The following is a 24968-nucleotide window of genomic DNA, read 5'->3' as shown; positions in this document are numbered from 1 at the left end:
TCAAGCTAGTATAAAAAAGTAAATTTCATATTCGTTATTCTTCTTATTATTTCAGGACTGTATTTTACTAATGGCTGGAAAGATCCCACGTAACTTTATAGACGATTTACTTGCCAGAACCGATATTGTCGACCTGATAGACTCAAAAGTAGGTCTAAAAAAAGCAGGTAAGGATTATCAAGCTTGTTGCCCATTCCATAACGAAAAATCGCCCTCATTTACCGTATCGCAAGACAAACAGTTCTATCATTGCTTTGGTTGTGGCGCTAATGGTAATGCTATTTCGTTTGTAATGGAGTATGAAAAGCTTGAGTTTGTAGATGCTATTGAAGAAATAGCAAGCATGCTTAACTTAGAAGTACCTCGAGAACAAGGCACAAACTCAGCACCAGAACGTACTGCTGCGCAAAAGCGCTCTGATTACGATTTAATGCTTCATACTGCGCGCTTTTATCAGCACCAATTAAAACACCACAGTAATTCTGCCGCCGTTATTGAATATGTAAAAGGCCGTGGTTTAAGTGGTGAAACAGTTAAAAAGTTTATGATTGGCTACGCTCCCAGCGAATGGGATGGATTATGTCTTCAGCTTGGCCGTAATAAAGAACAAAAAGAGCAATTAGTTGAATTAAAGCTAGCTTCAGAAAAAACACCAGGCAGACAATTTGATTTTTTCCGCGACCGATTAATGTTCCCTATTCGCGATAAACGCGGACGCGTTATTGCATTTGGTGGGCGTGTAATGCAAGCCGACCAAGGGCCAAAATATTTAAACTCGCCAGAGACCCGAATTTTTCATAAAGGCTTTGAGCTTTACGGACTTTATGAAGCAAAGCAAGCCCATAAAAAACTTGAGCATGTAATGGTTGTGGAAGGTTACATGGATGTTGTTGCCTTAGCCGAGCAAGGGATTGAATATGCCGTTGCATCACTAGGTACCGCAACAACAAGCGAGCACATGCATACGCTGTTTAGAACAACAGATAAAGTAATCTGTTGTTACGATGGCGACAGAGCTGGCCGTGATGCAGCTTGGAGGGCGCTTGAAAACGCACTTCCTTATTTAAATGACGGTAAAGCACTGCAATTTACTTTTTTACCCGATGGCGAAGACCCTGACTCTATTGTACAAAAAGAAGGTAAGGAGCAATTCGAATTGCGCCTAAGCCAAGCAGATGACTTTACCAAAGTATTGTTTAATAAATTAAGCCAAGAAGTTGATTTAACACTCGACTCAGGAAAAGCTAAATTACTCAGTGCAGCACTTCCACTCATTGAAAAAATCCCAAGTGAATTTTATCAAGAAAACATTCTTGAACAATTAGGGCGTTTAATCGGAAGAACACGTGAGCAATTAAATAACCGTTTAAAAACCCCAAAGCAACAGCATTCGATTGAACGTAAGTTTAAAATAACACCAATGCGTCAAGCGATTGGTATTTTAATTCAACATCCTAACTTAGCTAAAAATGTGCCATATTTACCTGAACTCGCACAAATGAATATTGCTGGTATAGGGCTATTATTACGCTTACAAGAGCAAGCTTTAGAAAAAGAAAGTGTTACCACAGCACAACTGCTTGAATTTTTCAGAGGAACTGAAGATTATGAGCCATTAATAAAGCTTGCAACGTGGCAACACGAAATAAATGAAGAACGTTTAGAGACGGTTTTTAAAAATACTTTCAAGTTTATTGAAGATCAGTGTTTAAATTATCGACTCGAGACCCTATTAATAAAGGACAAGACTCAAGGCCTTAGTAGCGACGAAAGACTTGAGTGTCATTTGTTAATGACAGCGTTAAAAGCAACTAACAGTTAGGGTCTGTTTATCTTTCGAGGTTAAGTTTACAGCAGTGTGTTTGGTATTTAGACAAGGCAGAGCCTATGTAGTGTGGTTATTCCACATAAATAGGCGATAACGCAGCATAAATGCCGAACACGCGCTGCCCTTTGGGTTCGTCCCAAGGGAGGTTTACTCTTTGTTGCCCGGTTTTGACTTAGCCCACTAGGTTACAAACCTGGCGCCGCGATTAAACCACCCTTGGATAGAACAAACTTTAATCCTGAAAGGCCAACAGACCCTAGTCAAAATTGATTTAAACTGTTATACTGTGCTATTCACTGCGTCACATTATTCTAGTTGGCTTTAATGCAAACTACATGATGGCGCCTGTTGTATCAACTTATCAGAGTGGAAGAAACAATCTCTATGGATCCAACTCCTCAGTCACAATTAAAACTTCTGATTCAAAAAGGTAAAGAGCAAGGCTACTTAACTTTTGCAGAAGTAAATGATCACCTTCCACAAGACATTATAGACTCAGATCAAGTAGAAGATATCATAAGCATGATTAATGATATGGGTATCAAGGTTAGCGAAAACGCGCCTGATGCTGATGAATTAATGATGCAAGAAACAACGACAGACGAAGACGCAGCTGAAGCTGCCGCTGCAGCCCTTGCGACTGTAGAAAAAGAAATCGGCCGTACAACGGATCCGGTTCGCATGTACATGCGTGAAATGGGTACTGTTGAACTTCTTACACGTGAAGGCGAAATTGTAATCGCTAAACGTATCGAAGAAGGCATTAACCAAGTACAGATTTCTGTTGCAGAGTACCCTGAAGCAATCACTTACCTGCTAGAGCAGTGGGATAAGTTTGAAGCTGAAGAAATGCGTTTAAGCGATATCATCGTTGGATTTATCGATCCTAATGAAGATACAGCGCCAATTTCAGCAACTAATATCGGTTCAGAATTAAGTGCTAAGCAACTTGATGACGATAAAGATGACAAAGATGATGCTGATAGCGATGACGAAGATGAAGAAGAAGTAGACACAGGGCCAGATCCTGAAGAAGCGCGCATTCATTTTGAAAATTTACGTGATTTATATAATAAAGCACGTGATACGTTTGAAGCTAAAGGTCGTTCGCATCCTGAATCACAAGCAGCCATTTTTGAAATTGGTGAGCTTTTCAGAACCTTTAAATTAATACCTAAACAGTTTGACCGCATGGTAAATAACATGCGTGAAATGATGGATCGTGTTCGCGTTCAAGAACGTCTAATCATGAAACAAGCTGTACAAATTGCTAAATTACCGAAGAAAACGTTCGTTAAGCATTTTGCTAATAACGAAACTGACGCTTCATGGGTAGATTTAGAAATTTCAGGTAACGAAAAGTATTCAGCTAAACTTGAAGAAGTTAAGCCAGAAATCATTCGTAGCATTAATAAATTATCTGTTATTGAACAAACAACAGGTTTAAGCATTGAGCGTATTAAAGACATTAACCGTCGAATGAGCATTGGTGAAGCGAAAGCACGCCGTGCGAAAAAAGAGATGGTTGAAGCTAACTTACGTTTGGTAATCTCAATTGCTAAAAAATATACAAACCGTGGCTTACAATTCTTGGATTTAATTCAAGAAGGTAACATTGGTCTGATGAAAGCAGTTGATAAGTTTGAATATCGCCGTGGTTATAAGTTCTCTACTTATGCTACGTGGTGGATACGTCAAGCAATCACTCGCTCTATTGCTGACCAAGCAAGAACAATCCGTATTCCAGTACATATGATTGAAACGATTAATAAACTTAACCGTATTTCTCGTCAAATGCTACAAGAAATGGGTCGTGAGCCAAATCCAGAAGAATTAGCAGAACGCATGATGATGCCTGAGGATAAAATCCGTAAGGTACTTAAGATTGCTAAAGAGCCAATTTCAATGGAAACACCAATCGGTGATGATGAAGATTCTCACTTAGGTGACTTTATCGAAGATACAACTATTGATTCGCCAATCGATTCGGCAACAATGGAGTCTCTTCGTGGCGCAACTAACGATGTACTTGCAGGCCTAACAGCCCGTGAAGCTAAAGTACTACGTATGCGTTTTGGTATTGATATGAATACCGACCACACCTTAGAAGAAGTAGGTAAACAGTTTGACGTAACACGTGAACGTATTCGTCAAATAGAAGCGAAAGCGCTGCGTAAATTACGCCACCCTTCTCGCTCAGATTTACTGAAAAGCTTTTTAGACGCTAAATAATTTAGCGCTACTATATAAACTAAAAAGGCCGCTATAGCGGCCTTTTTTCTATTTGAAGGAAATAATCATGGCTTGGATCCAAATTCGTATTAACGCCAATGCTGCAACAGCAGATGCAGTAAGTGACCTATTAATGGAAGCGGGTAGTGCTTCAGTAACCTTTATTGACGCAAAAGACACCCCTATTTACGAACCTAAAATTGGCACCGTTGTATTTTGGGCTGATACAACAGTAATTGGCTTGTTTGAAGCTAATCACGATATGAATGCAGTCGTTGCGTTATTGAAACGCCATGATGAACTAAAAGACAATTTAGTATACAAAATAGAGCAGCTTGAGGATAAAGACTGGGAACGTGAATGGATGGATAACTTCCACCCTATTCAATTTGGTGAAAGGCTATGGATTTGTCCAAGCTGGCGCGACATTCCAGATCCTGATGCAGTAAATGTACTGCTTGACCCTGGCCTTGCTTTTGGCACGGGCACACATGCAACAACGGCCTTATGCCTTAAGTGGTTAGAAAGCCAAGATCTAACAGGTAAAACGGTTGTTGATTTTGGTTGTGGCTCAGGCATTTTAGGTATTGCAGCTATAAAACTAGGCGCAGAGCGCATGATTGGGATTGATATTGATCCTCAAGCGCTTGAGGCAAGCTTAGATAATGCTAACCGTAATGGCGTTGCAGACAAACTTGAAGTATACCTTCCAGAAAACCAACCTGAGTTTACCGCCGACATAGTAGTGGCAAATATATTAGCCCAGCCACTTCGCGAATTGCACAGTGTAATTTTAGGTTTATTAAAGCCTGGTGGCAAGATTGCAATGTCGGGTATTTTAGAAGAACAAGCACAATCAGTTGCTGATATTTATGCACCGTTTATTGAACTAGATGACATTGCCGTTGAAGGTGATTGGACTCGAGTAAGTGGCACTAAAAAAGCGTAATAAACTGCATAACCAAATTTAGAGCATTAACTCAAAACCTGCATGTAAAGCCTGTATTTAACAGGCTTTACTATTTTTTTACATATTAAAAGTTTTCTGATTATTGTGTAAAAAATAAAACTTGTATAAATTTCAAACAAATCAACCTACTTGTCATGTGGTTATCAAATGTCAATACGAAAAGGGCAAAAAAAAGTTACTTTTGTTCAATTTATAGCCTTTGATTTTTGTGAAAAAAACCGTAAACTTAGCGCCCCTTGAAAAGAGGCCTATTGAATATAGTGCGTATCGGTAAATACCAACTTGAGAATAATGTAATTGTCGCGCCAATGGCTGGCATTACAGACAGACCATTTAGACAACTTTGCCGTCGTTTAGGCGCAGGGCTAGCTGTTTCTGAAATGCTATCGTCTAATCCTAAGGTTTGGAAAACGGAAAAGTCGATGAACCGTATGGATCACAGCGGTGAGTCGGGTATACGCGCTGTGCAAATTGCAGGAGCAGATCCTGAGCTTATGGCGCAGGCCGCACAATTCAATGTTGCTAACGGTGCACAGATCATAGATATCAATATGGGGTGCCCAGCAAAAAAAGTGAACAAGAAACTCGCAGGCTCTGCCTTATTACAGTTTCCTGAACTTGTGGAAGAGATTATTGATGCAGTCGTTAATGCTGTTGATATACCTGTGACACTTAAAATCCGTACAGGATGGGATCCGGATAACCGTAATGGTGTAGAGATTGCGAGAATAGCTGAACGTTATGGCATTGCATCACTTGCTGTACATGGGCGTACGCGCGCATGTATGTACAAAGGTGATGCTGAGTACGCCACGATTAGGGATATAAAACGTTCAGTGTCGATTCCTGTTGTTGCCAATGGTGATATTACATCACCAGAAAAAGCAAAACAGGTTTTAGACTATACGGGTGCAGATGCCATTATGATTGGCCGAGCCGCCCAAGGTCGCCCTTGGATATTTAGGGAGATAGACCACTATTTGCGAACTGGGGAACACTTACAGCCGCCTGCTATTGCAGAGGTGCGCAGTATTTTAATGGAGCATTTAACAAACCTCCATCTGTTTTACGGTGAGCCAATGGGAGCGCGAATTGCTCGCAAACATGTATCTTGGTATTTGCAAACCCATGACAGTGATGGTCAGTTTAGGCGAGTATTTAATGCGCTCGACAACCCACAAGCACAGGTCGTCGCATTAGAGCAATACTTTAAAACACTAGCAGCTAACTAAGAAAGAAAGAGACTTAATAATGTTCGAACAAAACGTGACTTCTCCATTTATCACTAACCCTCATGTTCAGTCACACGAGAAACCGCAGCCATTGCGTGATGCAGTAAAAAAAGCTGTTCACCACTATTTAAAGCAGCTTAACGGTCAAGATGTGCAAGACGTTTACGACCTTGTTCTTTCAGAGCTAGAAGCGCCATTACTTGAAGAAGTAATGACATATACACGTGGTAACCAAACTCGTGCAGCAATTTTACTAGGTATCAACCGTGGTACTTTACGTAAAAAGCTTAAAAAATACGGCATGAACTAATATGCTGGCTGTGATTTATCACAGCTAATTATTAAAAAAGCACCCTAGGGTGCTTTTTTTATGCCCGTAGTTTAATAGCCGAGTTGCAAAATGCTCACCCTCATCGGCGCTTTATAAGTCGTTTTTTGAGTTGTAATCAGTTAAAATGCCCGCTTCTAAGCTAGCTCATTAACTGAGGAAATCAAACTACAATGGATACTCATCGTCCCATTCGTCGCGCACTATTAAGTGTGTCTGATAAAACCGGTATTGTTGAATTTGCCCGCGCACTAGAAGCGCAAGGCGTTGATATATTATCAACTGGCGGTACATGTAAACTACTTGCTGATAACGGCATAAAAGTGACTGAAGTATCAGATCACACAGGCCACCCTGAAATCATGGATGGTCGCGTAAAAACTCTTCACCCAAAAATTCACGGCGGCATATTAGCCCGTCGCGGACAAGATGAAAGCGTAATGGCAGATAACAACATTTCTGCTATCGACATAGTTGTAGTTAACTTATACCCCTTTGCGAATACAGTCGCTCAAGAAAACTGCAGCCTTGAAGATGCTATTGAAAATATTGATATTGGCGGCCCTACAATGGTTCGTGCAGCCGCTAAAAACCACAAAGACGTAACAATCGTGGTAAACGCGAGTGACTACGACCGTGTTATTAGTGAAATGCAAAACAATAATGGCTCTACTACATATAAAACACGTTTTGACTTAGCGATTGCAGCTTACGAGCATACTGCCGCATACGATGGCATGATTGCTAACTACTTCGGTAAAATGGTTCCTGATTACACCGAGGAAGCTGCTGTAGAGACTAAATTCCCACGTACTATCAATATGCAGTTCACTAAAAAGCAAGATATGCGTTACGGTGAAAACTCACATCAAGATGCTGCTTTTTATGTTGAAAGTGACATTGCTGAAGCATCAGTTGCAACAGCAACTCAATTGCAAGGTAAGGCCCTTTCGTTTAACAACATTGCAGATACCGATGCAGCACTTGAATGTGTTAAAGAATTTGACGTACCTGCGTGCGTAATTGTAAAACATGCTAACCCGTGTGGTGTTTCAATTGGGGACAATATTCTACAAGCATACGAGCGCGCTTTTAAAACAGACCCTACATCAGCATTTGGTGGCATTATTGCCTTTAACCGAGAGCTAGATGCAGCAACTGCACAAGCAATTGTTGATCGTCAGTTTGTTGAAGTAATTATCGCACCTAGTATTTCGAGCGACGCTGCAAAAATTGTTGAAGCTAAAAAGAACGTTCGTTTATTAGAATGTGGACAGTGGACAGGTAAAGCAGCTGGCCAAGATATTAAACGCGTTAACGGCGGTATTTTAGTTCAAGACCGCGATTTAGGCATGGTAACGCAAGGCGACTTAAAAGTTGTTTCTAAACGTCAACCTACAGAGCAAGAACTTAAAGATTTACTATTTTGCTGGAAAGTAGCTAAGTTTGTTAAATCAAACGCAATTGTTTATGCCCGTGACGGTATGACCATTGGTGTAGGCGCAGGCCAAATGAGCCGTGTATACTCAGCTAAAATTGCAGGCATAAAAGCTGCAGACGAAAACCTTGAAGTTAAAGGTTCAGTTATGGCGTCTGATGCGTTCTTCCCATTCCGTGATGGCATTGACGCAGCCGCAGCCGCTGGTATTACTGCGGTAATTCAGCCAGGTGGCTCAATGCGCGACGAGGAAGTGATTGCAGCCGCTGATGAAGCCGGTATGGCAATGGTACTTACTGGTATGCGCCATTTCCGCCACTAATCACACAAAGGGTTAAACGTTGGTTTAACCCTTTTTGTTTGCTATAAATTCACGTATTCTGATTATTCAATAACCTATTTAAAATTATAATGTGAAGGAACAAACAATGAAATTTGCGCTAAAATCGCTACTTGTAGCCACACTAACGATGACATCGACTATGGCGCTTAGCCATAACCACGAATCGAGCCTTGAGCATGCACTTCAATCAAGCGAACGTAGCGCTAAAAACAGCGTTCGTGACGAATATCGTCACCCGGCTCAAACATTGGCATTTTTTGGCTTTAAACCAACTATGACAGTTGTTGAAATTGCGCCAGGCGGTGGTTGGTATAGTGAAATTTTAGCGCCAGCACTAAAAGAGCAAGGCACTTACTATGCCGCGCACTTTCCTGCTGATTCATCAGTTGGCTACTACCAACGCTCTCTTGCGGGCTTTAAACAAAAAGTAGCTGAAGATGAGCGCTTTAGTAGCGTTAAAATTACTGAGTTTGCACCTGTAACACATTTAGATATTGCGCCAGCTGGCAGTGCCGATATGGTTTTAACGTTCCGTAATGTGCATAACTGGTATATGGGCAAAGATAAAAGCGGTGCATTAAGTGCATTCCAAGCTTTTTATAAAGCCCTTAAACCAGGTGGTACATTAGGTTTAGTTGAACACCGTTTAGCTGAAGAACGTGCTGACGAAGATCAAAAAACTACAGGTTATATGAAGCAGAGCTACGTAGTCGACCTAGCTAAACAAGCTGGGTTTGAATTAGTAGCAAGCAGTGAAATAAATGCAAATCCAAAAGATACAGCCGATCACCCTAAAGGTGTATGGACGCTACCACCAAGCTTAAGACTCGGCGAACAAGATGCTGACAAATATAAAGCCATTGGTGAAAGCGACCGCATGACGCTGAAATTTAAGAAACCGCTTTAAATAGGAATTTTCGCCATGAATGTTTTAGTCATTGGCAGCGGCGGCCGCGAACACGCACTTGCGTTTAAAGCCGCTCAAAACACCAAAGTAAATACTGTATTTGTAGCCCCTGGTAATGCAGGTACTGCACTTGAACCAAAACTTGAAAACGTAGCAATAAACGTTGACGACTTAGAGGGTTTACTTAGTTTTGCACAGCAAAACAAGGTAGAGCTTACTATTGTAGGTCCAGAAATACCGTTAGTACTGGGTGTTGTTGATAAGTTTCGTGAACATAACATGGCTATTTTTGGCCCAACGGCAGGCGCAGCCCAGCTTGAAGGCTCTAAATCGTTTACTAAAGATTTTTTAGCGCGCCACAATATCCCATCAGGCGATTATCAAACGTTTGAACAAATTGACCCAGCCCTAGCTTATTTAAAAGAAAAAGGCGCGCCAATTGTTGTAAAAGCAGATGGTTTAGCTGCAGGTAAAGGCGTAATTGTAGCAATGACGGAAGCCGATGCCGAAGATGCTATTCGCGATATGCTTGCGGGTAATGCTTTTGGCGATGCGGGAAGTCGTGTTGTTATTGAAGAATTTTTAGAGGGTGAAGAAGCGTCTTTCATTGTAATGGTTGATGGCAAAAACGTATTACCATTTGCTACCAGTCAAGACCATAAACGCGCTTACAATGGCGATGCCGGTCCTAACACGGGTGGCATGGGTGCATACTCACCTGCGCCAGTTGTTACGGATGAAATCCACCAGCGTATTATGAACGAAGTGATCTACCCTACGGTAGAAGGCATGGCAAGCGAAGGCCATCCGTACACCGGCTTTTTATACGCAGGTTTGATGATTGACGAAACAGGTACCCCTAAAGTAATTGAGTACAACTGTCGCTTTGGCGACCCTGAAACTCAACCAATGATGCTACGTTTACAATCAGACTTAGTTGAATTGATTGAAGCTGCTAACCGTGTAGAACTTGATAAAACAACGATTAAGTTTGACCCACGCGCAGCCGTTGGTGTTGTACTTGCAGCTAAAGGTTACCCTGGTGATTACCCTAAAGGTGATGCAATTTCGGGGCTAAAAGTTGATTACCCTGCGGGTGAAAAAGTGTTTCATGCGGGTACTAAGCAAAGTGGCAATGACGTTGTAACCGCAGGCGGTCGCGTATTATGCGCAACAGCACTTGGTAACACTGTTACAGAAGCGCAGCAGCGCGCCTATGAGCTTGTTAAACATATTAGCTGGGATGGTATGGAATATCGTACTGATATAGCTTACCGTGCTATTGCACGCGAGCAATAGCCTGTAATACCTATTCATTGGTATAACCAGTTAATTTAACTACAAAAGCGCAGTTTATCTGCGCTTTTTTAGTGCTACACTAATTAAAAGGTTTTTTAAAAGTAAATTAACGTTGGAACTAAGAACTTTACGTTACCATGCAATTGCTGTTGCCATACTGATATTTATATTTTTTATAATCAGTACATTGGCATCAAACCTTGTCGTGCCTACACGATATACAATTGATAAAACGGCTCCAATGTACCTCGATTACGCCTACTATATTGACGAAACCAAAACTAAAACATTCGATACCATCATTAACCAACCTGAATTACTTACTCATCAACCATTTTCAGGTGTTCCATGGAGTTTTAGCCAGCAAAACTATTGGTTGTTTCTTGATTTAGAAAATAAAAGCCTTAACAAGCAAAATGTTGTGGCACATTTTGACAACCCTATGGTCGATCACCTTACGGTGTATCGCCTCGATAAAAACAACAAACTAATTGAAACATACAAACTCGGCGATAAAGAAGAAGCCCTCTCTTTGTTTGAATACAGCGTACCGCATATTCGTTTTTTAGTAGAAAGAAAATCGTCACAGCGCCTAGTAATGAAAATAGACACAGTCGGCATAAGTAAAACACCTGTAAACTTATATCGTGATAAAGAGTTTATTGACTTAGTGCGCTCTCAAACTGGGATCTGGGGTATTTTTGTAGGCGTGCTATTGATGGCTGCGCTTTATAACTTGGTGCTTTATTTTGGCATAAAAGACCGTGTTTATTTAATTTATATTGGCTATATCATTAGTGCGTTAACCTTATTGGGTGCAGTGCTTGGTTTTGGATTTTATTTATGGCCAGTGCAATGGCAGTTATATATTCACGAAAAAGTCATATTTTTTAACTACGCAATATCATTTTTCACTCTCGCCTTTTGTACTATGTTTTTACGCTATCACAAGGACAATTGCTGGCGATACAAAATGAGCGTAAAACTGCTTTTGTTTATGTCAGTAATGGCTATAGCTAGTCTATTTATTCCTGAGTACATTGCAGCCCCGTTGTTTTTTTGTGTAATGGCACTTTTATACGTTGTTTGTATTATTTTAATTTATAACAAGCTACGTAGCGGCTTTAGGTGGGCTAAGTTTTATGTACTTTCGTGGATACCGCTGATATTTGGTGCGGTAATACAGCCTATGGAGCTCACTGGCTTTTTGGCTTATAGCTTTACCTCGCGCCATGCCTTTTTAATGGCTATTTTGTGCGAAGTTATTTTAATGGCAATGGCGTTAGCTGACCGAGTAAGGTATCAGCGCGAACGTGCGCTTTACCATGCCACGCACACACAACAAACAAAGTTACTTAATAGCTCCAAGCTAAAACAAGCATTTATGGCGCTACAAAGCCAAAACCGCTCAACAACTTTATGTTTAATAAAAATACGTCACTTTAATTCGCTCAATACAATTATTACCTCTTCTCAGGGCTACACACTTATAAAGCATGTAGCCAAAGAGCTTGAATTAGAACTCAGCCATGAACGCGAATTTACAAACCTCGAGACAGATTTAAACACCAGCCCACGCTTAGCCGATTTAAGCAGTGGCGTATTTGCCTGTATTTCTACTAAAACACAAAACCAAGAAATGCTAGAAGCACTACTGACTAAAATAATTAGCAGCCTACCAAAACAATATGAAATTAAAGGGCTAAACCTGCAGCTTAGTTACAGTATAGGTATTAGTAGTGCAGGTAAGAGTAACGACTTTGAATATTGGTTAAAGCGTGGTTATTTAGCGCTTAAAAAAGCAAAAGGTAGCGTTAATCAAGTTGGGTCATCGTCAAACGGTAATAATCTAATGATGGACGTTGCTCTAGCCGCTAAGCTGCAACAAGCCATCAAAACAAATCAACTGGCACTTTATTACCAACCTCAAATAAACTTATTAAGTAACCACGTAAGTGGTGCTGAAGCTTTATTACGTTGGCCCGACCCAACTTACAGCAACTTATCAATTGAAGAACTAATAATACTTGCTGAGCACACAGGTATTATTAACGAGCTAACACTGTGGGTAATAGAGCAAGCCTGTAAAGACATAGTCAAGCTTACAAAAAATGGCTATAACGAGCACACAATTAGCGTAAATTTAAGCGCTAAAAACTTAACTATAAATAATTTAGCCGAAAAAGTAGAAAATATTTTAATTAAATACCAAGTGCCGGCACAGTTACTTAAATTTGAACTAACCGAATCGGCCTTCGTAGATAGCCAAGATGCACTTATAAAGTTAGTTGATGAGCTAACCGCATTAGGTATTAAAGTAGTACTGGATGACTTTGGGACAGGCTATGCGTCACTTAGCTACTTAGTCAATTATCACTTTAGTGAACTTAAAATAGATAAGTCATTTGTTTTTGATTTACCTAATAACCCTACTCACCAGGTTATTGTACAAACAGCCATTGATATGGCGCATAACCTCAATTTATCAATAACAATTGAGGGGGTAGAAACCCAGGAAATCCATCACTTACTCAAAGATATGAACGCTGACTACGCCCAAGGTTATTTATACGCAAAAGCACTGCCTTACACCGACTATTTACACTTCTTAAAAAGCCAATATAGCTTAAAAATGTTAGACTCCTCTTTTTAACATCTTTAGGGGCCAAGTAAAGATGCAAGGCACACTGCGTAAATTAAAATCGAGCTTAACCGAACCAGTACAATATCACTTACCTGTAGGTGAACACCTAGTAGACTTAAATGCATTTATAGGTAAGGAGCTTACGCTTACCTTTAGTGGCACTATTTTATGTTCTAACTGCGGTAAAAAAACCAAAAAAAGCTATTCTCAAGGTCACTGTTTTGTATGCATGCGCAAGCTCGCTAGTTGCGATATGTGTATTATGAAACCAGAAACCTGCCACTACGATCAAGGCACTTGCCGAGAGCCACAGTGGGGCGAAGAAAACTGCATGATCCCACACTATGTATATCTCGCTAACACCTCTGGGTTAAAAGTAGGTATTACCCGCCACACACAAATACCGACTCGTTGGGTTGATCAAGGCGCGACTCAGGCATTACCTATTTTTAAAGTGCAAACTCGCCTGCAATCAGGTTTAGTGGAAGTTGCATTGGCTGAATTTATTGCCGATAAAACGAATTGGCGCAATATGCTAAAAGGTCAAAACGAAGCAATTGACTTAAAAGCAGCTGCAGCCGAGCTGATCCCACAAATTAGTGAAAAGCTAAACGAGCTCAGTGAATTATTTGGCGCAACAGCAATAGAACAACTTGATGAAGATGTAGTTGATTTAAACTTTCCAGTAACCGAATACCCAACAAAAATCAGCTCATTTAACTTTGATAAAGACCCTGTTGTAAGTGGTGTTTTACAAGGTATTAAAGGCCAGTACTTAATTTTTGAAAAAGGCGTTATTAATATTCGTAAATTTACGTCTTATGAAGTAACCGTAGGCTAACGGGCTATGTTAAACAGCTATCCACAGTTATTGGTTATTTATAATGAGCTTGAGATAGCCCATAACCAACAAGAGCAACAAGAGTGCTTACACAGCGTTATGCAAAGTGAACTAAGCGATGTGCGAGTACTTAATAAGCAAGGTGACTTCCTTAATTTACAAGGCACTGTTTGCCCTGAATTGAATGGCGAGCAGCTAGCACAGCTTGTTACAGCTTACTTATTAAATGAAGGACAATGCTGCCTTGGTAAAATCAAAACCCTAAGCACAGCGCAGGCGTTTGATTTATTAGGGCTATAAACACTCTCTTTATTTAAACCTCAGTAAGCACTTTTATATGCGCTACAGCACTGCGACCTAAAGCTGATAGCGCATAGCCACCTTCTAAGTACGAAATAACACCTTTGCAGCCGCCCTCTTTAGCAACACCACATAGTTGCTCGGTAAGCCAAATGTAGTCATCCTCTACAAACTTTAAGCTCGCCATATCATCTTCTAGGTGTGCATCAAACCCTGCGCTTATAAAAAGTAATTCAGGCTTAAACGCTTTTAATTTTGGTAACCATTGCCCAGTAAACACCTCTTTTAGGTCGTCGCCATTACTAGCAATTGGCAGAGGTGAATTAACTATATGACTATTATTTTTAACCGCTGTATTTGGGTAAAACGGATACTGAAATAACGAACAAAGCAGTACGTTTTCGTCATCAATAAAAATGTCTTGTGTGCCATTCCCATGGTGTACATCAAAGTCAGCAATCGCAATGCGCTTAACCCCTTTGCTTTGAGCGTACTTAACGGCAATAGCTAAGTTATTAAACACACAAAACCCAGATGATGAATCTTTATTAGCATGATGCCCTGGCGGGCGCACAGAACAAAAAGCAGCATCGAGTTTATCAGCAAGTATTTCGTCAACAGCTAACAATCCGGCACCTACTGCCCGCTCAATCGCTTTAAACGAATCGGGGCACAACCACGTATCGCCATCTAAATTAGCGAGTCCTTCGGTTGGTAGTGTAGTTTCTACGTGTTTAACTAAAGCCTCATCGTGAGCAAGTAAATAATGCTCACGCTCGGCCTTAGGTGCCTGCAGGTGTGTTAAGCCAACATCTACACCGCTGGCTAATAACCTGTCGGTAATTGCATCTAAGCGCTCTGGGCACTCAGGATGGTCGTCTATCATTTTATGTTTACGGCAATGAGGGTGTGAAATAACTGCAGTACGCATAAAATGCTCCTAGCCAAAGTAAATTGAATGCTTAATATAACAAAGCCACCGACGGGTGGCTTTGCGACTTTGGTGTATATCGATACTTTAAATATCGATACCTTGAATATCAATGTTATTAGCTATTTTGCTTTTAAATGTAGGTTTCTAAAATCAAAGCTAAAGTCGGTAATTTGTGTTGATACTGCACGCATTTTAGCGCTGTTTACACGGTTTTGTGAGCTCATTTCAAAACGAATAAACGCATCCGCTTCAAGCAGCTTTTCATCCCACTTAACTATAAATGTATTACCAGTGTAATGCTCAAGTGTGCCTTTTAAGCGCTTAGTATGCGTAAAATCAATATGCAATTTACTATCAAGCTGCTCAATAATTACATCGCCATACCAATCATCATGTAATGTACCGGTGTAATTAATGTTTGGTAATTGTGGTTGGTAGTCAGCGGGGGCTTCTGGTTTTGCATTAGCGTACGCCTGTTGTTTACCTTCAAAATGACTTTTAGCTAAATCCTCTACCCAGTCTTTATCTTCGAGCTCAAGTGCATCTTCAAGTACTTCATGGGTTACTGCCGAAAGTGCACCGAAAGCTTGTTGATTAGATAAAATAACAATACCGAGTTTTTTCTCAGGCAATAAAGTAACTTGCGATACCATCCCTAAAATACCACCGCCATGACCTAGCTTTTTAAAGCCGTGGTAGTCTTCAATACTCCAACCTAACCCATAACCCCTAAACTGCTGATGATACGATTCAAACGCACTTTTAGACGCCATAGACGTAATATGTGGGTGCCACATTTGCGCTTGTTGCTTTTCGCTAAACAGCTGCTCGCCACTTGGCATTTTACCGCCTGCTAATTGCGTACGAAGCCATTGGCTCATATCGCTTACACTTGAAGCAATGGCACCTGCACCTCTAAAATCTTCTAAGTAATTCACAAAAAATGGATGAAGCGTGCCATCCATAGGAATATGACCTGTCGCCCAGTTTTTATTACTTTTTGGAATACGTGAAAATCCCGCGCGTGAGTTATCCATGTGCAGCGGCTGTAATATATTTTTTTCGATGTAATCGTTCCAGCTGATACCCGACACACGTGCAACCACCTCACCAGCGGTAACAAACATCAAGTTGTTATAAGCGTATTTACTACGAAAACTGCTCGCTGGTTTTAAATACTGTAATCCCGCTAAAATTTCATCAACTGACTTGTCGGTACTTGGCCAAATCATTAAATCGCCTTGCCCAAGCCCTAGCCCACTGCGGTGACTTAATAAATCACGAATACGCATTTCGCGTGTTACGTATGAGTCGTATAATTTAAACTCTGGTAAATGATCAATTACGCGGTCATCCCAGCTTAACTTCCCCTCATCAACTAACTTGGCAAGCGCTGCTGTTGTAAACGCTTTCGTGTTTGAAGCAATACCAAACAAGGTGTCTTTGTTTACTTTTTTGTTGGTATCGAGATTAGTTACACCAAAGCCTTTAGCAAATATTACTTTATCGTTTTCAACAATGGCGACTGCCATACCGGGTACGTCAAAACGCGCCATTGACGCTTTAATAACGTCGTCAATTTTGTTGGTATCAACTTGTGCCCAGCTACTAAACGAAGTGCCTGCTAGTAGTGCAATTGCGGCAAGTTTGGTTAATTTCATATCAATCCTATTTTATTATTTTTGATGAACTGCAAATTCAATTGCTGCGCGCTCTTGATTGGTATCGCTTTTTTGTGCGCGATTTAATATCGCATCACTGTATTCTTTTGGTACGCCCGCTTCAAGTGATCCGCGATGAACGTGTTTTATGTACCAATCGTATGGGAGTACATCGCTGTCATGGGTATTAGCTATATAACAATGTGCAGTTACAGTCTCACCCGTTAGAAGCGTTGGGGCTATATCTACGCAGTCGTAACCTACGCCCTCAATACCATCTAAAATAACTTTTTCATCTTCATTAAGCTCATAAATAACGCCGTAAACCAGCGCGCCTTCTTTATCGCTTGGGCAAATACTGCATTTGCCAGAGCCATCTTTAAATAGCATATCAAAAGTTAGCTCGTAACCTTTAAGTACCGCTGTTCCTACACGCTTTACATTAGGTAAGCGCGCTAACAAACGATTAGATGACATATTGGAGCCAAACGAAAAATTATATAACGGCATTTTATCTCCTGTACTTTTTAAATAAGTTAAATAACAACACGTACTGCAAGAGCAATTAAAATAACGCCAATTCCACGGTCAAACCAATAACCGCGTTGTTGGAAAAAACCCCTTACATTATTTCTAGAAAGTATTATTGAAAGCATTGAAAACCACGCCCAAGTAGCCAATGCCATGTACACACCGTAACCGACCTGTACGCTAGTCGGTGTTGTTGGGCTAATCACGAGTGTAAATAATGACATAAAAAATAACGTGGCTTTTGGGTTTAATGCATTTGTGAAAAAGCCGCGCCTAAAAGCAAGCCAAACGGATTCTTCTTGGACGGTTTTTTTTTCAACATCTTTTGCAGCCTCGCCTTCATTACTTGCTGGAGGTTTTGCAGCTCTGAGTGCTTGTACGCCTAAATAAGCTAAATATGCACCGGCAAGATACTTAAGCGCCATAAATAAACTAGGCGATTGCGTTAAAATAAGCGCAACACCTAAAACGCAATAGGCAACGTGCAGTAAAATAGCAGCGCCAACACCGGCGCTTGTCCACAATGCATTGCGCCTTCCTTGTTGCACACTTTGCTTAAGTACTACGGCAAAGTCGGGCCCTGGGCTTGCTACTGCAAAAAAATGAGCAATAACAATCAGTAAAAATTCATCTAAGTATTCCACGCAGATCCTTGCTAGTTTGGCGAATAAGCTAATAACAGCGGGTTAGCCGAGTTATTTACCAATGCTTTAATTTCTTTTTGCGCTTTTTTAAACTGACCACGTAAATGCGGCTTTAAATGCTTTTTAGACACTTTATCGTTTTTAAAGTAGCTAATCAGGGCATGCATAAATACCGTATGTGTTTCACTTAACTTAGCTTCACGGTTAGCGTATGGATTATAACAAGAGCCACAACCGCCTTTAAACTGATACACCGTGTTGCTCATCATCACACCAAATCCTAAAAAACAGGCAAGTGCGTCGGCAGCTTGTGGTAAATACTCCCTACCTCCTGGCGGTAGCACCCCAACGTGATGAATAAGTATGGTGGCCAGAGTACCCGCATAACTTGCCACTAAATCTTGTGGCTGATTAATCTGATTAGGATTAAAAGAGATACTGACCTTATGGCTTGGCGGCACAATTAGATGGCTGCCTTCGCCACGTATTCCATCACTAAATTCAAAGTGCGGAAAAACTTGCGGTTGTAACTGCTGAGGTGCGACTAATTGAATAGGCCATGCATTCATACCCGCGTAATTAGTAACCCGGGTAAAAACATTACTCGCCATTTCCTCAATGCTCGATACCGAATCAGGGAAAAAAGTGGCCGTTGGCAGTATTATTTGAGTGTGCTTTGTAAAAAACTCTGCATCAAAATTTTCTACAGCCCAAATAAATGTATCAATAAGCCATTGCTGCTCTTGATCTTCCAATAAAGGTGCCGATTTAAATAAAGCTAACATAAGGTGCTCTTATAAGTTTTAGTGCTAGTTTAGTTTTTTTGTGTAAGTGCCCAATCCCACGCTTGAGTATTGTATAGCGGCACTGTTGATAGTGCATGGTGGTGGCTACCACTGGATTCTTTAGTTGAATACGATAAGTACAATAAAGTACGATTCTCAGCATCGTAAATACGGCGCACTTTTAGTGATTTAAATAATATACTTTTAGATGATTTGAATATCACTTCACCTGATTTACTGCGGTCTATTTTTTGTAGCTGCTGCGCTGTAATAGGACCCGTTTGACGACATGCTATAGACATATCAGAGGGATCAGAAAAGTCCAAATTAGCCTCTATATGACTAATATGACAAGTAACGCCTTCAAGGATTGGATCTTGCTGCGAATTAACCACAACATCCTTAGTTGTAAATAACCCCAGACTTACCGATGCAACATCGTCAGAGCAAGCACTTAATGTAACAACTGCACCTGTAAGTAAAGCTAAACGTTTAAATTTTTGTGGTAATTTCATACTTATCCTTAATTAATATATAAGTAACTTGGCACCTACGTTACTAAGCGAAGGTTCACCTGTTTGTTTTTATACTAACATCAAAAATAAATACGACTAAATTAGTTTAAAGTAAAGATTTTAGATAGCTCAGGGTTTAGCGAACCCTGTTGTATTTGATACAATTAACTCTCGCTCATGCAGTAACTCATAATAGGAAACGCCTAAATGCCGCACATTATTATTGAACACTCAGAAGACCTCCCTGTTTTACCACAAGTACTGGTAGAAAAAATTCACACTACCGCTTTCGAAAGTAACTTATTTGAATTAGAAACCATCAAAACACGCGCTATTGCTTATCAGCAATATCAACTTGGCGCAGGAAAATCAGGGTTTATACATATCGCGGTACATATTTTAGCGGGACGCTCAATTGAGCAAAAACAAATGTTAAGCGAACTGCTACTTTCATGCTTAAAAACATACTGCAGAGCATCAGACAGTTTAAGCGTAAATATTTACGATATTGAGCATGAGATATACCGTAAAAATTAGTTAACTCTTGTAGTTTTGAGCAATAGAAGTAAACACTAGTAAGTAAAAAGCCCCAATAGGGGCTTTTTTGTATTCTAAAATCAGGTGCAGCTCATTGTCATTTACAAAACAGAGCATGAATAGCGTCCGATCTAACGCTGGAATTTAATAGTGCATTCGCACTCTTTCAAATTTAAGAAAGCTTAGCTTAATCTATGGATTAACTTTATTTAAATTATATTTATTATTAGAGGTAAATAAAGAATCATAAATTACACGATATTAAGTTCATGTAGCTTTAAATAATTTGAGTAGGTATTTTTTGGAAAGTTTGCAAAAGTGGTGGCCCCTCCCAGACTCGAACTGGGGACCTAACGATTATGAGTCGTGTGCTCTAACCAACTGAGCTAAGGGGCCAACTTTTATATAACTGCTAGGCAGTTAATTTTTGAAGCGTTCAGTCACAGAGCGACTAAAGCGGGTTGCAGTATAAAAACTTTTTAGGTGCTTGTCACTACCAAACACCTTTATTTTAACAATCAGTAAGCTAACTGCTTAAATAGTAATCTTTTAGGTGGGTATAAGCATAAAATACAAGATATTCCCCACGATATTCTCTGCATTAAATTATAAAAACCTTCCTCCCACATGTAGTCTTTTGTATTTAACGCTCTACTTTTTAAGTAAAGCTAACATATATGTGTAGGCATACAAGGCTGTAAAAAATATGCTTGGGGCTACTGTAAGTGTCAAATTAGGTGTCTGATTAATTACATTCACCATAATCACTAAGCTCGATTGAACAGTAATCGGAATAATAGGCGCAAAAAGTACACCTGCTATTTTTTTGTTACCTAAATACGAGGCGCTAGAGTTAATTGCATTATTGAAGCTTTGTCGTATTGCTACGTTTTGTGGTGTTTTAGAATGAAACATACAAATAATTGGAGTTACGAACGCAAGCGATACATAACTAGACTTATACTTGTTGACGACCTTTTCTAAAATAAAAGTAAAAAACAGCGTTACAAATCCACTATACAAACCTTGTACTAATGCAGCTTGAAGCGTGACCGATTTAGCAATATCTGCAGAACTGTTCGCCCAGTAGGCCCAGCTAAAATAAAAAACGAATGACACAACGCCTGACAGTATAAGTCGAATATTCAATTAGCTACCTCAATATGCGTAAAAGCTTGGTGTAATGATAACACTAGAAGTGATGGTAATATTGTCACTAAATAATAGAGTAATTAATCGCGTATTGTAGATATATAAACAAACTAATATTAAAGATTTCCTAAATGGCATCAATACAGAATCAGAACACTACTGTTAGTTAGAAAGCTTAATTGAAGTAAACAATGGTTTGGCTGAGTGTATTTTGGGAGTGAGTTACAAGAAATAAATCACTTAGTTTGAGTAAATTAAAAATTAGATTTTGATAAAAAATATTTACTTTAAAAACTAATATTGTGAGCCGAACGGTACTGGGGCACTTGTATCATTAGGCCTCAGTAGTCGGCTTACACAATATATAATCTGTCATTATTTTTTCGCAATAATGTAGATTGCATGTATTAACCCTGGGAAATAACCTAGCAGTGTTAATAAAATATTTAACCAAAAATGCATACCTAAGCCAACTTGCAAAAACACACCTAATGGCGGTAATAAAACCGAAAGTATTATACGAATAATATCCATGACTAAACTCCATTTAAATTAAGCATTAAAAAGACGTAAAGCCCAGTGTTAGTGGGCCTTAACTATACTGTATTATTCAGCAACAATAGCTAGTTTATCAACTACGTCACGAACATCTTCAGCATTTTTAGCAATTTTAACTGCTAGTTGTTTTTCAGCTTCAGACTCTACTGAACCGTTCAGAGTTACAATACCATTGTCGGTATCAACATCGATGTCTGTACCACCAACTTCTGAGTCAAACAGGAAGCGAGTTGTGATTACAGTGGTGATTTTAGCGTCCGTTAGGTCGTTATCATCATCGTCCATCATGTCATTGCTTTTATCTTTGGTATCCATGCTTTTAACAACAGTAAGGCTGTTATCAACATCAGATACACCATCTAGGCTAAGTACAAGTTCTTCTGCTAGCTCTTTATCAAGCTCGCTATTAACTTTACCTGTAAGTACTACTTTGCCATTTTTTACATCAGTGTTAATGTCAAAGTTGTTTAGATTAGTGTTCATAAGTAGAACTGTTTCTGCCTTACCATCAATCCAAGCATCTTTACTTTCGTTTTCCCAGCTGTTTGCTTGGGCACCCATAGCCGTAGTACCAAGAACTAGAGCTGCGATAATAGACTTGTTAAATGTTTTCATAATCTTTCTCCTTTTGATTAAAGACACTTTAACTAATGCGAGCTTTGGGCCAACTTTATTTATACTTAAATTTCAATAGGTTGAGTTTATTTTGGAGTGAGGCATTATCTATAGTTGTGTAACTATTTACAGGCTACTCGGTAAAACTTTCTCAAATAGTGAAAATAGCTAGATAATTGCATTTTTGGTTAATCTATCGTTAATATAACAAAATAAAAAACATCATTATAAATTAACCTACTGATAATTAAGGTGATTATATTTGGTGCGTGCTTTGCATATAAACATCAAGAGCAGTATCAATAGTAAATATAATAAGGAATGCCCCATGTCTGTAAAAGTTGAAGACCGCCCAATAGAGCAAGTACGCGAACAAGTGATTGATCAATTAATTTATAATTACAGTCATGGGGTTATTTCTGTTGATGCATTTGAGAGACGACTCGATAACGCGATGGATGCACCTAATAACAACGCTCTTTTAGCCTTAGTAGAAGACTTAACACTTAATACCGATCAGCAATATAAAGCAGAAAAACAATCGCAATTTAAACCACATTATAGTGCACAGCAAAACAGTGATGATGATTTTACATTACGTAGTATTTTAGGCTCTAACGAACGAAGCGGTCAGTGGGTCGTGCCAAAAAATATATATTTAAGTAACTTTATGGGATCGGTGGTACTTGATTTTACTGATGCCATTTTTGCGCATCAAAATGTAACTATTCACGTTAACTGTATTTTTGGTAGCGATGAGATTTACGTACCAGAGCATGTAAATGTAGTGTCTAAAATGTTTTGTATTTTAAGTAGCCTTGAAAATAAATCAGTGTCGCTTAACAAACGCCAAGGTCCTACTATTCATATTGAAGGAAAGGCAGTTATGGGATCGGTTGAAGTAAAAATAAAGCGCACAATTAAAGAAAAATTTATGAGCTTTGCAAATGAGCTAAAAACCCAGTTTGGCACGGGTAATAATAACCGCTCACTATAATTGAGTAGCAGCACTTTAGCGTGCTGCTTAGTATTTTATTATAAATCGTTATTTCGCTCGCTTGGTATATCACTTAAATACTCTACAAACTCAACTTCAAACCCGGCGGGATCAATAAAGTAGACATTCTTTCTGAAAGGATTCTCGCTACCTTGCTTGCTTACTGTAAAACCCACTTTATTTAAGCGCATTACTACTGCGCTTAAATTATTAGTTACATAAGCAAAGTGTGCAAAACCAATTTGATGGCCCGATAGGTTTCTGTTTTCACCTTCACCATGGTCGCTTATCGCAATGTAATGCGTGTCATCTCCAAAGTGTACCCAGCGTCTTGGTTTTCCGTACCAATCACCTCTACCCTCACTTCTGATTGACCAATGCGGAAATACAGCTTGGTAAAATTTAAGCATACTATCTATATCACTCGCGACTAAGTTTACGTGCTCTAAATACATAATGTTGTCCTATCAATTAAGTTAGGATCACGATAAAACCTCAAGCTAACTTTAGGTAAAGCGTTATTTAAAATTAATTCAATTTAATTAACACACAAAGGAACATAATGACTTATTAATTGCTCATTATTATTTTTAAAAAATATAGACATTTTTCAATCTTGTATAAAAAACAAACATAAGTATTTGGGGTTTATTGTTTACTTTATGTCAAAAGTCGCTAAAATATGCCGGCTGAAATATATAAACGTTCTTTTACAACCCAAAGGTAATACCATGCATCCAATGTTAAACATTGCGGTTCGCGCTGCGCGCAACGCAGGCAAAATTTTACTTCGCGCAAGTGAAGATTTATCAAAAGTTGAAGTGCAACAAAAAGGCGCTAACGACTTAGTAACTAACATTGATAAAGAAGCCGAAGCCGTAATTCGTGACACTATTTTACAGTCTTACCCTACTCACTCTATTGTTGGTGAAGAATTAGGTGAGCATAAAGGCAAGGATGATGATTACCAATGGATTGTAGATCCTATCGATGGAACAACTAACTTCATCAAAGGTATCCCTCATTACGCGGTTTCTATCGCACTTAAAGTTAAAGGTCGTTTAGACCAAGCTGTTATTTATGATCCAATTCGTGGTGAGCTTTTCACTGCATCTCGCGGTCAAGGCACTCAGTTAAACAGCAAACGTCTACGTGTTAGCAAAACTACGGTTCTTGCAGGCACTGTACTTGCTACTGGTTTCCCTTTCAAAAACAAAAACCACATGGATGCATACACTGAAGCGTTTAAAGCATTGTTTGTACACACTGCAGACATTCGCCGTGCAGGTTGTTCTGCTTTAGATATGGCATACGTTGCAGCTGGCCGTGTTGATGGATTTTTTGAAATTGGTTTAAAACCTTGGAACTCTGCTGCAGGCGAACTTATGGTTAAAGAAGCGGGCGGTATGGTTGTAGATTTCGCTGGTGGTAATAACTATAACCACAGCGGCAATATTATCTGTGGTTCACCAAAATTGACTCAAGCAATTATTCGCGAAATTCGTCCAGTACTAACTGAGTCGTTACTTCGCTAATTGCTGCTATTAATAGCATGCTAAAAAGGAGCTCAGGCTAATGCCGATCAGTTAAGAAAATGACCGGTTGACCGATCCAAACGATCATGCAAAATCCGTAGTTAGGAAACTAACTACGGATTTTTTTGTGAATATAGAACAA

At 39.5% G+C, this 24968-nt stretch carries 24 protein-coding genes and 1 tRNA gene; 14 read left to right on the top strand and 11 right to left on the bottom strand.

The genetic code is table 11. The features are described from left to right. Positions 1-70 precede the first annotated feature (70 nt). The 11 genes from dnaG to I6F50_RS07365 all read left to right on the top strand — a co-directional run bounded on the left by dnaG (position 71) and on the right by I6F50_RS07365 (position 14362). On the top strand, positions 71-1822 hold the full coding sequence (gene dnaG, locus I6F50_RS07415; protein WP_197119693.1) for a DNA primase: 1752 nt from the start codon (positions 71-73) through the stop codon (positions 1820-1822). Between the two features lie 390 nt (positions 1823-2212). Next, a complete protein-coding gene (gene rpoD / locus I6F50_RS07410) occupies positions 2213-4060 on the top strand; it encodes an RNA polymerase sigma factor RpoD (protein ID WP_007586533.1) in 1848 nt (615 codons plus the stop codon). A gap of 67 nt (positions 4061-4127) precedes the next feature. Beyond that, positions 4128-5009, top strand: a complete 882-nt coding sequence (gene prmA / locus I6F50_RS07405; RefSeq protein WP_024590609.1) for a 50S ribosomal protein L11 methyltransferase — start codon at positions 4128-4130, stop codon at positions 5007-5009. Between the two features lie 281 nt (positions 5010-5290). Beyond that, positions 5291-6262, top strand: coding sequence for a tRNA dihydrouridine synthase DusB (gene dusB / locus I6F50_RS07400; RefSeq protein ID WP_010553368.1), 972 nt, complete (start codon positions 5291-5293; stop codon positions 6260-6262). A 19-nt stretch (positions 6263-6281) separates the two neighbouring features. Then, on the top strand, positions 6282-6572 hold the full coding sequence (gene fis / locus I6F50_RS07395) for a DNA-binding transcriptional regulator Fis (RefSeq protein ID WP_002957804.1): 291 nt from the start codon (positions 6282-6284) through the stop codon (positions 6570-6572). Between the two features lie 191 nt (positions 6573-6763). Continuing rightward, positions 6764-8350 carry a bifunctional phosphoribosylaminoimidazolecarboxamide formyltransferase/IMP cyclohydrolase gene (gene purH, locus I6F50_RS07390; RefSeq protein ID WP_007586526.1) on the top strand — a complete coding sequence of 529 codons (1587 nt, stop codon included), beginning with the start codon at positions 6764-6766 and terminating at the stop codon, positions 8348-8350. 106 nt (positions 8351-8456) lie between these two features. After that, complete coding sequence (locus I6F50_RS07385) at positions 8457-9278, top strand: class I SAM-dependent methyltransferase (protein WP_165727128.1); 822 nt, start codon at positions 8457-8459, stop codon at positions 9276-9278. Between the two features lie 15 nt (positions 9279-9293). Continuing rightward, the gene (purD, locus tag I6F50_RS07380; protein WP_197175843.1) at positions 9294-10577 is read left to right on the top strand and encodes a phosphoribosylamine--glycine ligase; all 1284 of its coding nucleotides are present in this window, start codon (positions 9294-9296) and stop codon (positions 10575-10577) included. Positions 10578-10689: 112 nt separating this feature from the next. Further along, complete coding sequence (locus tag I6F50_RS07375; RefSeq protein ID WP_197175841.1) at positions 10690-13230, top strand: EAL domain-containing protein; 2541 nt, start codon at positions 10690-10692, stop codon at positions 13228-13230. A gap of 22 nt (positions 13231-13252) precedes the next feature. Continuing rightward, the gene (locus tag I6F50_RS07370) at positions 13253-14062 is read left to right on the top strand and encodes a DUF2797 domain-containing protein (protein ID WP_010553372.1); all 810 of its coding nucleotides are present in this window, start codon (positions 13253-13255) and stop codon (positions 14060-14062) included. A gap of 6 nt (positions 14063-14068) precedes the next feature. Then, positions 14069-14362, top strand: coding sequence for a hypothetical protein (locus tag I6F50_RS07365; RefSeq protein WP_197175838.1), 294 nt, complete (start codon positions 14069-14071; stop codon positions 14360-14362). 13 nt (positions 14363-14375) lie between these two features. Here I6F50_RS07365 and I6F50_RS07360 read toward each other — a convergent pair whose 3' ends face one another. The 6 genes from I6F50_RS07360 to I6F50_RS07335 all read right to left on the bottom strand — a co-directional run bounded on the left by I6F50_RS07360 (position 14376) and on the right by I6F50_RS07335 (position 19432). After that, complete coding sequence (locus I6F50_RS07360; protein ID WP_166376403.1) at positions 14376-15293, bottom strand: histone deacetylase family protein; 918 nt, start codon at positions 15291-15293, stop codon at positions 14376-14378. 122 nt (positions 15294-15415) lie between these two features. Next, entirely contained in the window at positions 15416-16957 is a 1542-nt protein-coding gene (locus I6F50_RS07355) for a serine hydrolase (protein ID WP_197175837.1), read from the bottom strand. 15 nt (positions 16958-16972) lie between these two features. Continuing rightward, complete coding sequence (locus I6F50_RS07350; RefSeq protein WP_007586500.1) at positions 16973-17467, bottom strand: gamma-glutamylcyclotransferase family protein; 495 nt, start codon at positions 17465-17467, stop codon at positions 16973-16975. A 26-nt stretch (positions 17468-17493) separates the two neighbouring features. Beyond that, the gene (locus I6F50_RS07345; RefSeq protein ID WP_165727125.1) at positions 17494-18132 is read right to left on the bottom strand and encodes a LysE family translocator; all 639 of its coding nucleotides are present in this window, start codon (positions 18130-18132) and stop codon (positions 17494-17496) included. Positions 18133-18143: 11 nt separating this feature from the next. Then, positions 18144-18917 (bottom strand): hypothetical protein, encoded by a 774-nt coding sequence (locus I6F50_RS07340; protein ID WP_165725125.1) that lies wholly within the window; start codon positions 18915-18917, stop codon positions 18144-18146. A gap of 29 nt (positions 18918-18946) precedes the next feature. Beyond that, positions 18947-19432 carry a CreA family protein gene (locus I6F50_RS07335; protein WP_010553378.1) on the bottom strand — a complete coding sequence of 162 codons (486 nt, stop codon included), beginning with the start codon at positions 19430-19432 and terminating at the stop codon, positions 18947-18949. 207 nt (positions 19433-19639) lie between these two features. On the opposite strand from I6F50_RS07335, the gene I6F50_RS07330 reads away from it, so the two are divergent. Continuing rightward, positions 19640-19969: a 5-carboxymethyl-2-hydroxymuconate Delta-isomerase gene (locus I6F50_RS07330; RefSeq protein ID WP_002957818.1), complete on the top strand. Its 330-nt coding sequence runs from the start codon at positions 19640-19642 to the stop codon at positions 19967-19969. A gap of 319 nt (positions 19970-20288) precedes the next feature. Here the strand turns inward: I6F50_RS07330 and I6F50_RS07325 are convergent. The 4 genes from I6F50_RS07325 to I6F50_RS07310 all read right to left on the bottom strand — a co-directional run bounded on the left by I6F50_RS07325 (position 20289) and on the right by I6F50_RS07310 (position 22294). Then, positions 20289-20365, bottom strand: a tRNA-Ile gene (locus I6F50_RS07325). A 255-nt stretch (positions 20366-20620) separates the two neighbouring features. Further along, a complete protein-coding gene (locus I6F50_RS07320; protein WP_197175835.1) occupies positions 20621-21118 on the bottom strand; it encodes a hypothetical protein in 498 nt (165 codons plus the stop codon). 378 nt (positions 21119-21496) lie between these two features. After that, positions 21497-21655 (bottom strand): YqaE/Pmp3 family membrane protein, encoded by a 159-nt coding sequence (locus tag I6F50_RS07315; RefSeq protein WP_002957822.1) that lies wholly within the window; start codon positions 21653-21655, stop codon positions 21497-21499. Between the two features lie 72 nt (positions 21656-21727). Beyond that, on the bottom strand, positions 21728-22294 hold the full coding sequence (locus I6F50_RS07310; protein WP_007586486.1) for a BON domain-containing protein: 567 nt from the start codon (positions 22292-22294) through the stop codon (positions 21728-21730). Positions 22295-22622: 328 nt separating this feature from the next. Here I6F50_RS07310 and I6F50_RS07305 point away from each other — a divergent pair, with 328 nt between their 5' ends. Continuing rightward, positions 22623-23291 carry a LiaF domain-containing protein gene (locus tag I6F50_RS07305; protein WP_197175833.1) on the top strand — a complete coding sequence of 223 codons (669 nt, stop codon included), beginning with the start codon at positions 22623-22625 and terminating at the stop codon, positions 23289-23291. 38 nt (positions 23292-23329) lie between these two features. On the opposite strand, the gene I6F50_RS07300 is transcribed toward I6F50_RS07305, so the two are convergent. Then, entirely contained in the window at positions 23330-23746 is a 417-nt protein-coding gene (locus I6F50_RS07300) for a VOC family protein (RefSeq protein ID WP_197175831.1), read from the bottom strand. A 276-nt stretch (positions 23747-24022) separates the two neighbouring features. Here I6F50_RS07300 and suhB point away from each other — a divergent pair, with 276 nt between their 5' ends. After that, the gene (gene suhB / locus I6F50_RS07295) at positions 24023-24826 is read left to right on the top strand and encodes an inositol-1-monophosphatase (RefSeq protein WP_002957826.1); all 804 of its coding nucleotides are present in this window, start codon (positions 24023-24025) and stop codon (positions 24824-24826) included. The last annotated feature ends 142 nt before the right edge of the window (positions 24827-24968 follow it).

It is taken from the genome of Pseudoalteromonas sp. NZS127_1, assembly GCF_015864295.1.
Taxonomy (GTDB): domain Bacteria; phylum Pseudomonadota; class Gammaproteobacteria; order Enterobacterales; family Alteromonadaceae; genus Pseudoalteromonas; species Pseudoalteromonas arctica.
The sequence above is the reverse complement of the archived record's forward strand: the minus strand, read 5'-3'. Positions and strand labels throughout refer to the sequence as shown.

Coding starts and splice junctions, on each gene's coding strand:
- I6F50_RS07335 (WP_010553378.1), bottom strand. CDS start 19,432: ATGAAATTACCACAAAAATTTAAACGTTTAGCTTTACTTACAGGTGCA.
- purH (WP_007586526.1), top strand. CDS start 6,764: ATGGATACTCATCGTCCCATTCGTCGCGCACTATTAAGTGTGTCTGAT.
- I6F50_RS07305 (WP_197175833.1), top strand. CDS start 22,623: ATGTCTGTAAAAGTTGAAGACCGCCCAATAGAGCAAGTACGCGAACAA.
- I6F50_RS07340 (WP_165725125.1), bottom strand. CDS start 18,917: ATGTTAGCTTTATTTAAATCGGCACCTTTATTGGAAGATCAAGAGCAG.
- purD (WP_197175843.1), top strand. CDS start 9,294: ATGAATGTTTTAGTCATTGGCAGCGGCGGCCGCGAACACGCACTTGCG.
- prmA (WP_024590609.1), top strand. CDS start 4,128: ATGGCTTGGATCCAAATTCGTATTAACGCCAATGCTGCAACAGCAGAT.
- I6F50_RS07355 (WP_197175837.1), bottom strand. CDS start 16,957: ATGAAATTAACCAAACTTGCCGCAATTGCACTACTAGCAGGCACTTCG.
- suhB (WP_002957826.1), top strand. CDS start 24,023: ATGCATCCAATGTTAAACATTGCGGTTCGCGCTGCGCGCAACGCAGGC.
- I6F50_RS07365 (WP_197175838.1), top strand. CDS start 14,069: ATGTTAAACAGCTATCCACAGTTATTGGTTATTTATAATGAGCTTGAG.
- I6F50_RS07310 (WP_007586486.1), bottom strand. CDS start 22,294: ATGAAAACATTTAACAAGTCTATTATCGCAGCTCTAGTTCTTGGTACT.
- I6F50_RS07315 (WP_002957822.1), bottom strand. CDS start 21,655: ATGGATATTATTCGTATAATACTTTCGGTTTTATTACCGCCATTAGGT.
- I6F50_RS07370 (WP_010553372.1), top strand. CDS start 13,253: ATGCAAGGCACACTGCGTAAATTAAAATCGAGCTTAACCGAACCAGTA.
- I6F50_RS07350 (WP_007586500.1), bottom strand. CDS start 17,467: ATGCCGTTATATAATTTTTCGTTTGGCTCCAATATGTCATCTAATCGT.
- I6F50_RS07360 (WP_166376403.1), bottom strand. CDS start 15,293: ATGCGTACTGCAGTTATTTCACACCCTCATTGCCGTAAACATAAAATG.
- fis (WP_002957804.1), top strand. CDS start 6,282: ATGTTCGAACAAAACGTGACTTCTCCATTTATCACTAACCCTCATGTT.
- dnaG (WP_197119693.1), top strand. CDS start 71: ATGGCTGGAAAGATCCCACGTAACTTTATAGACGATTTACTTGCCAGA.
- rpoD (WP_007586533.1), top strand. CDS start 2,213: ATGGATCCAACTCCTCAGTCACAATTAAAACTTCTGATTCAAAAAGGT.
- I6F50_RS07300 (WP_197175831.1), bottom strand. CDS start 23,746: ATGTATTTAGAGCACGTAAACTTAGTCGCGAGTGATATAGATAGTATG.
- I6F50_RS07330 (WP_002957818.1), top strand. CDS start 19,640: ATGCCGCACATTATTATTGAACACTCAGAAGACCTCCCTGTTTTACCA.
- I6F50_RS07385 (WP_165727128.1), top strand. CDS start 8,457: ATGAAATTTGCGCTAAAATCGCTACTTGTAGCCACACTAACGATGACA.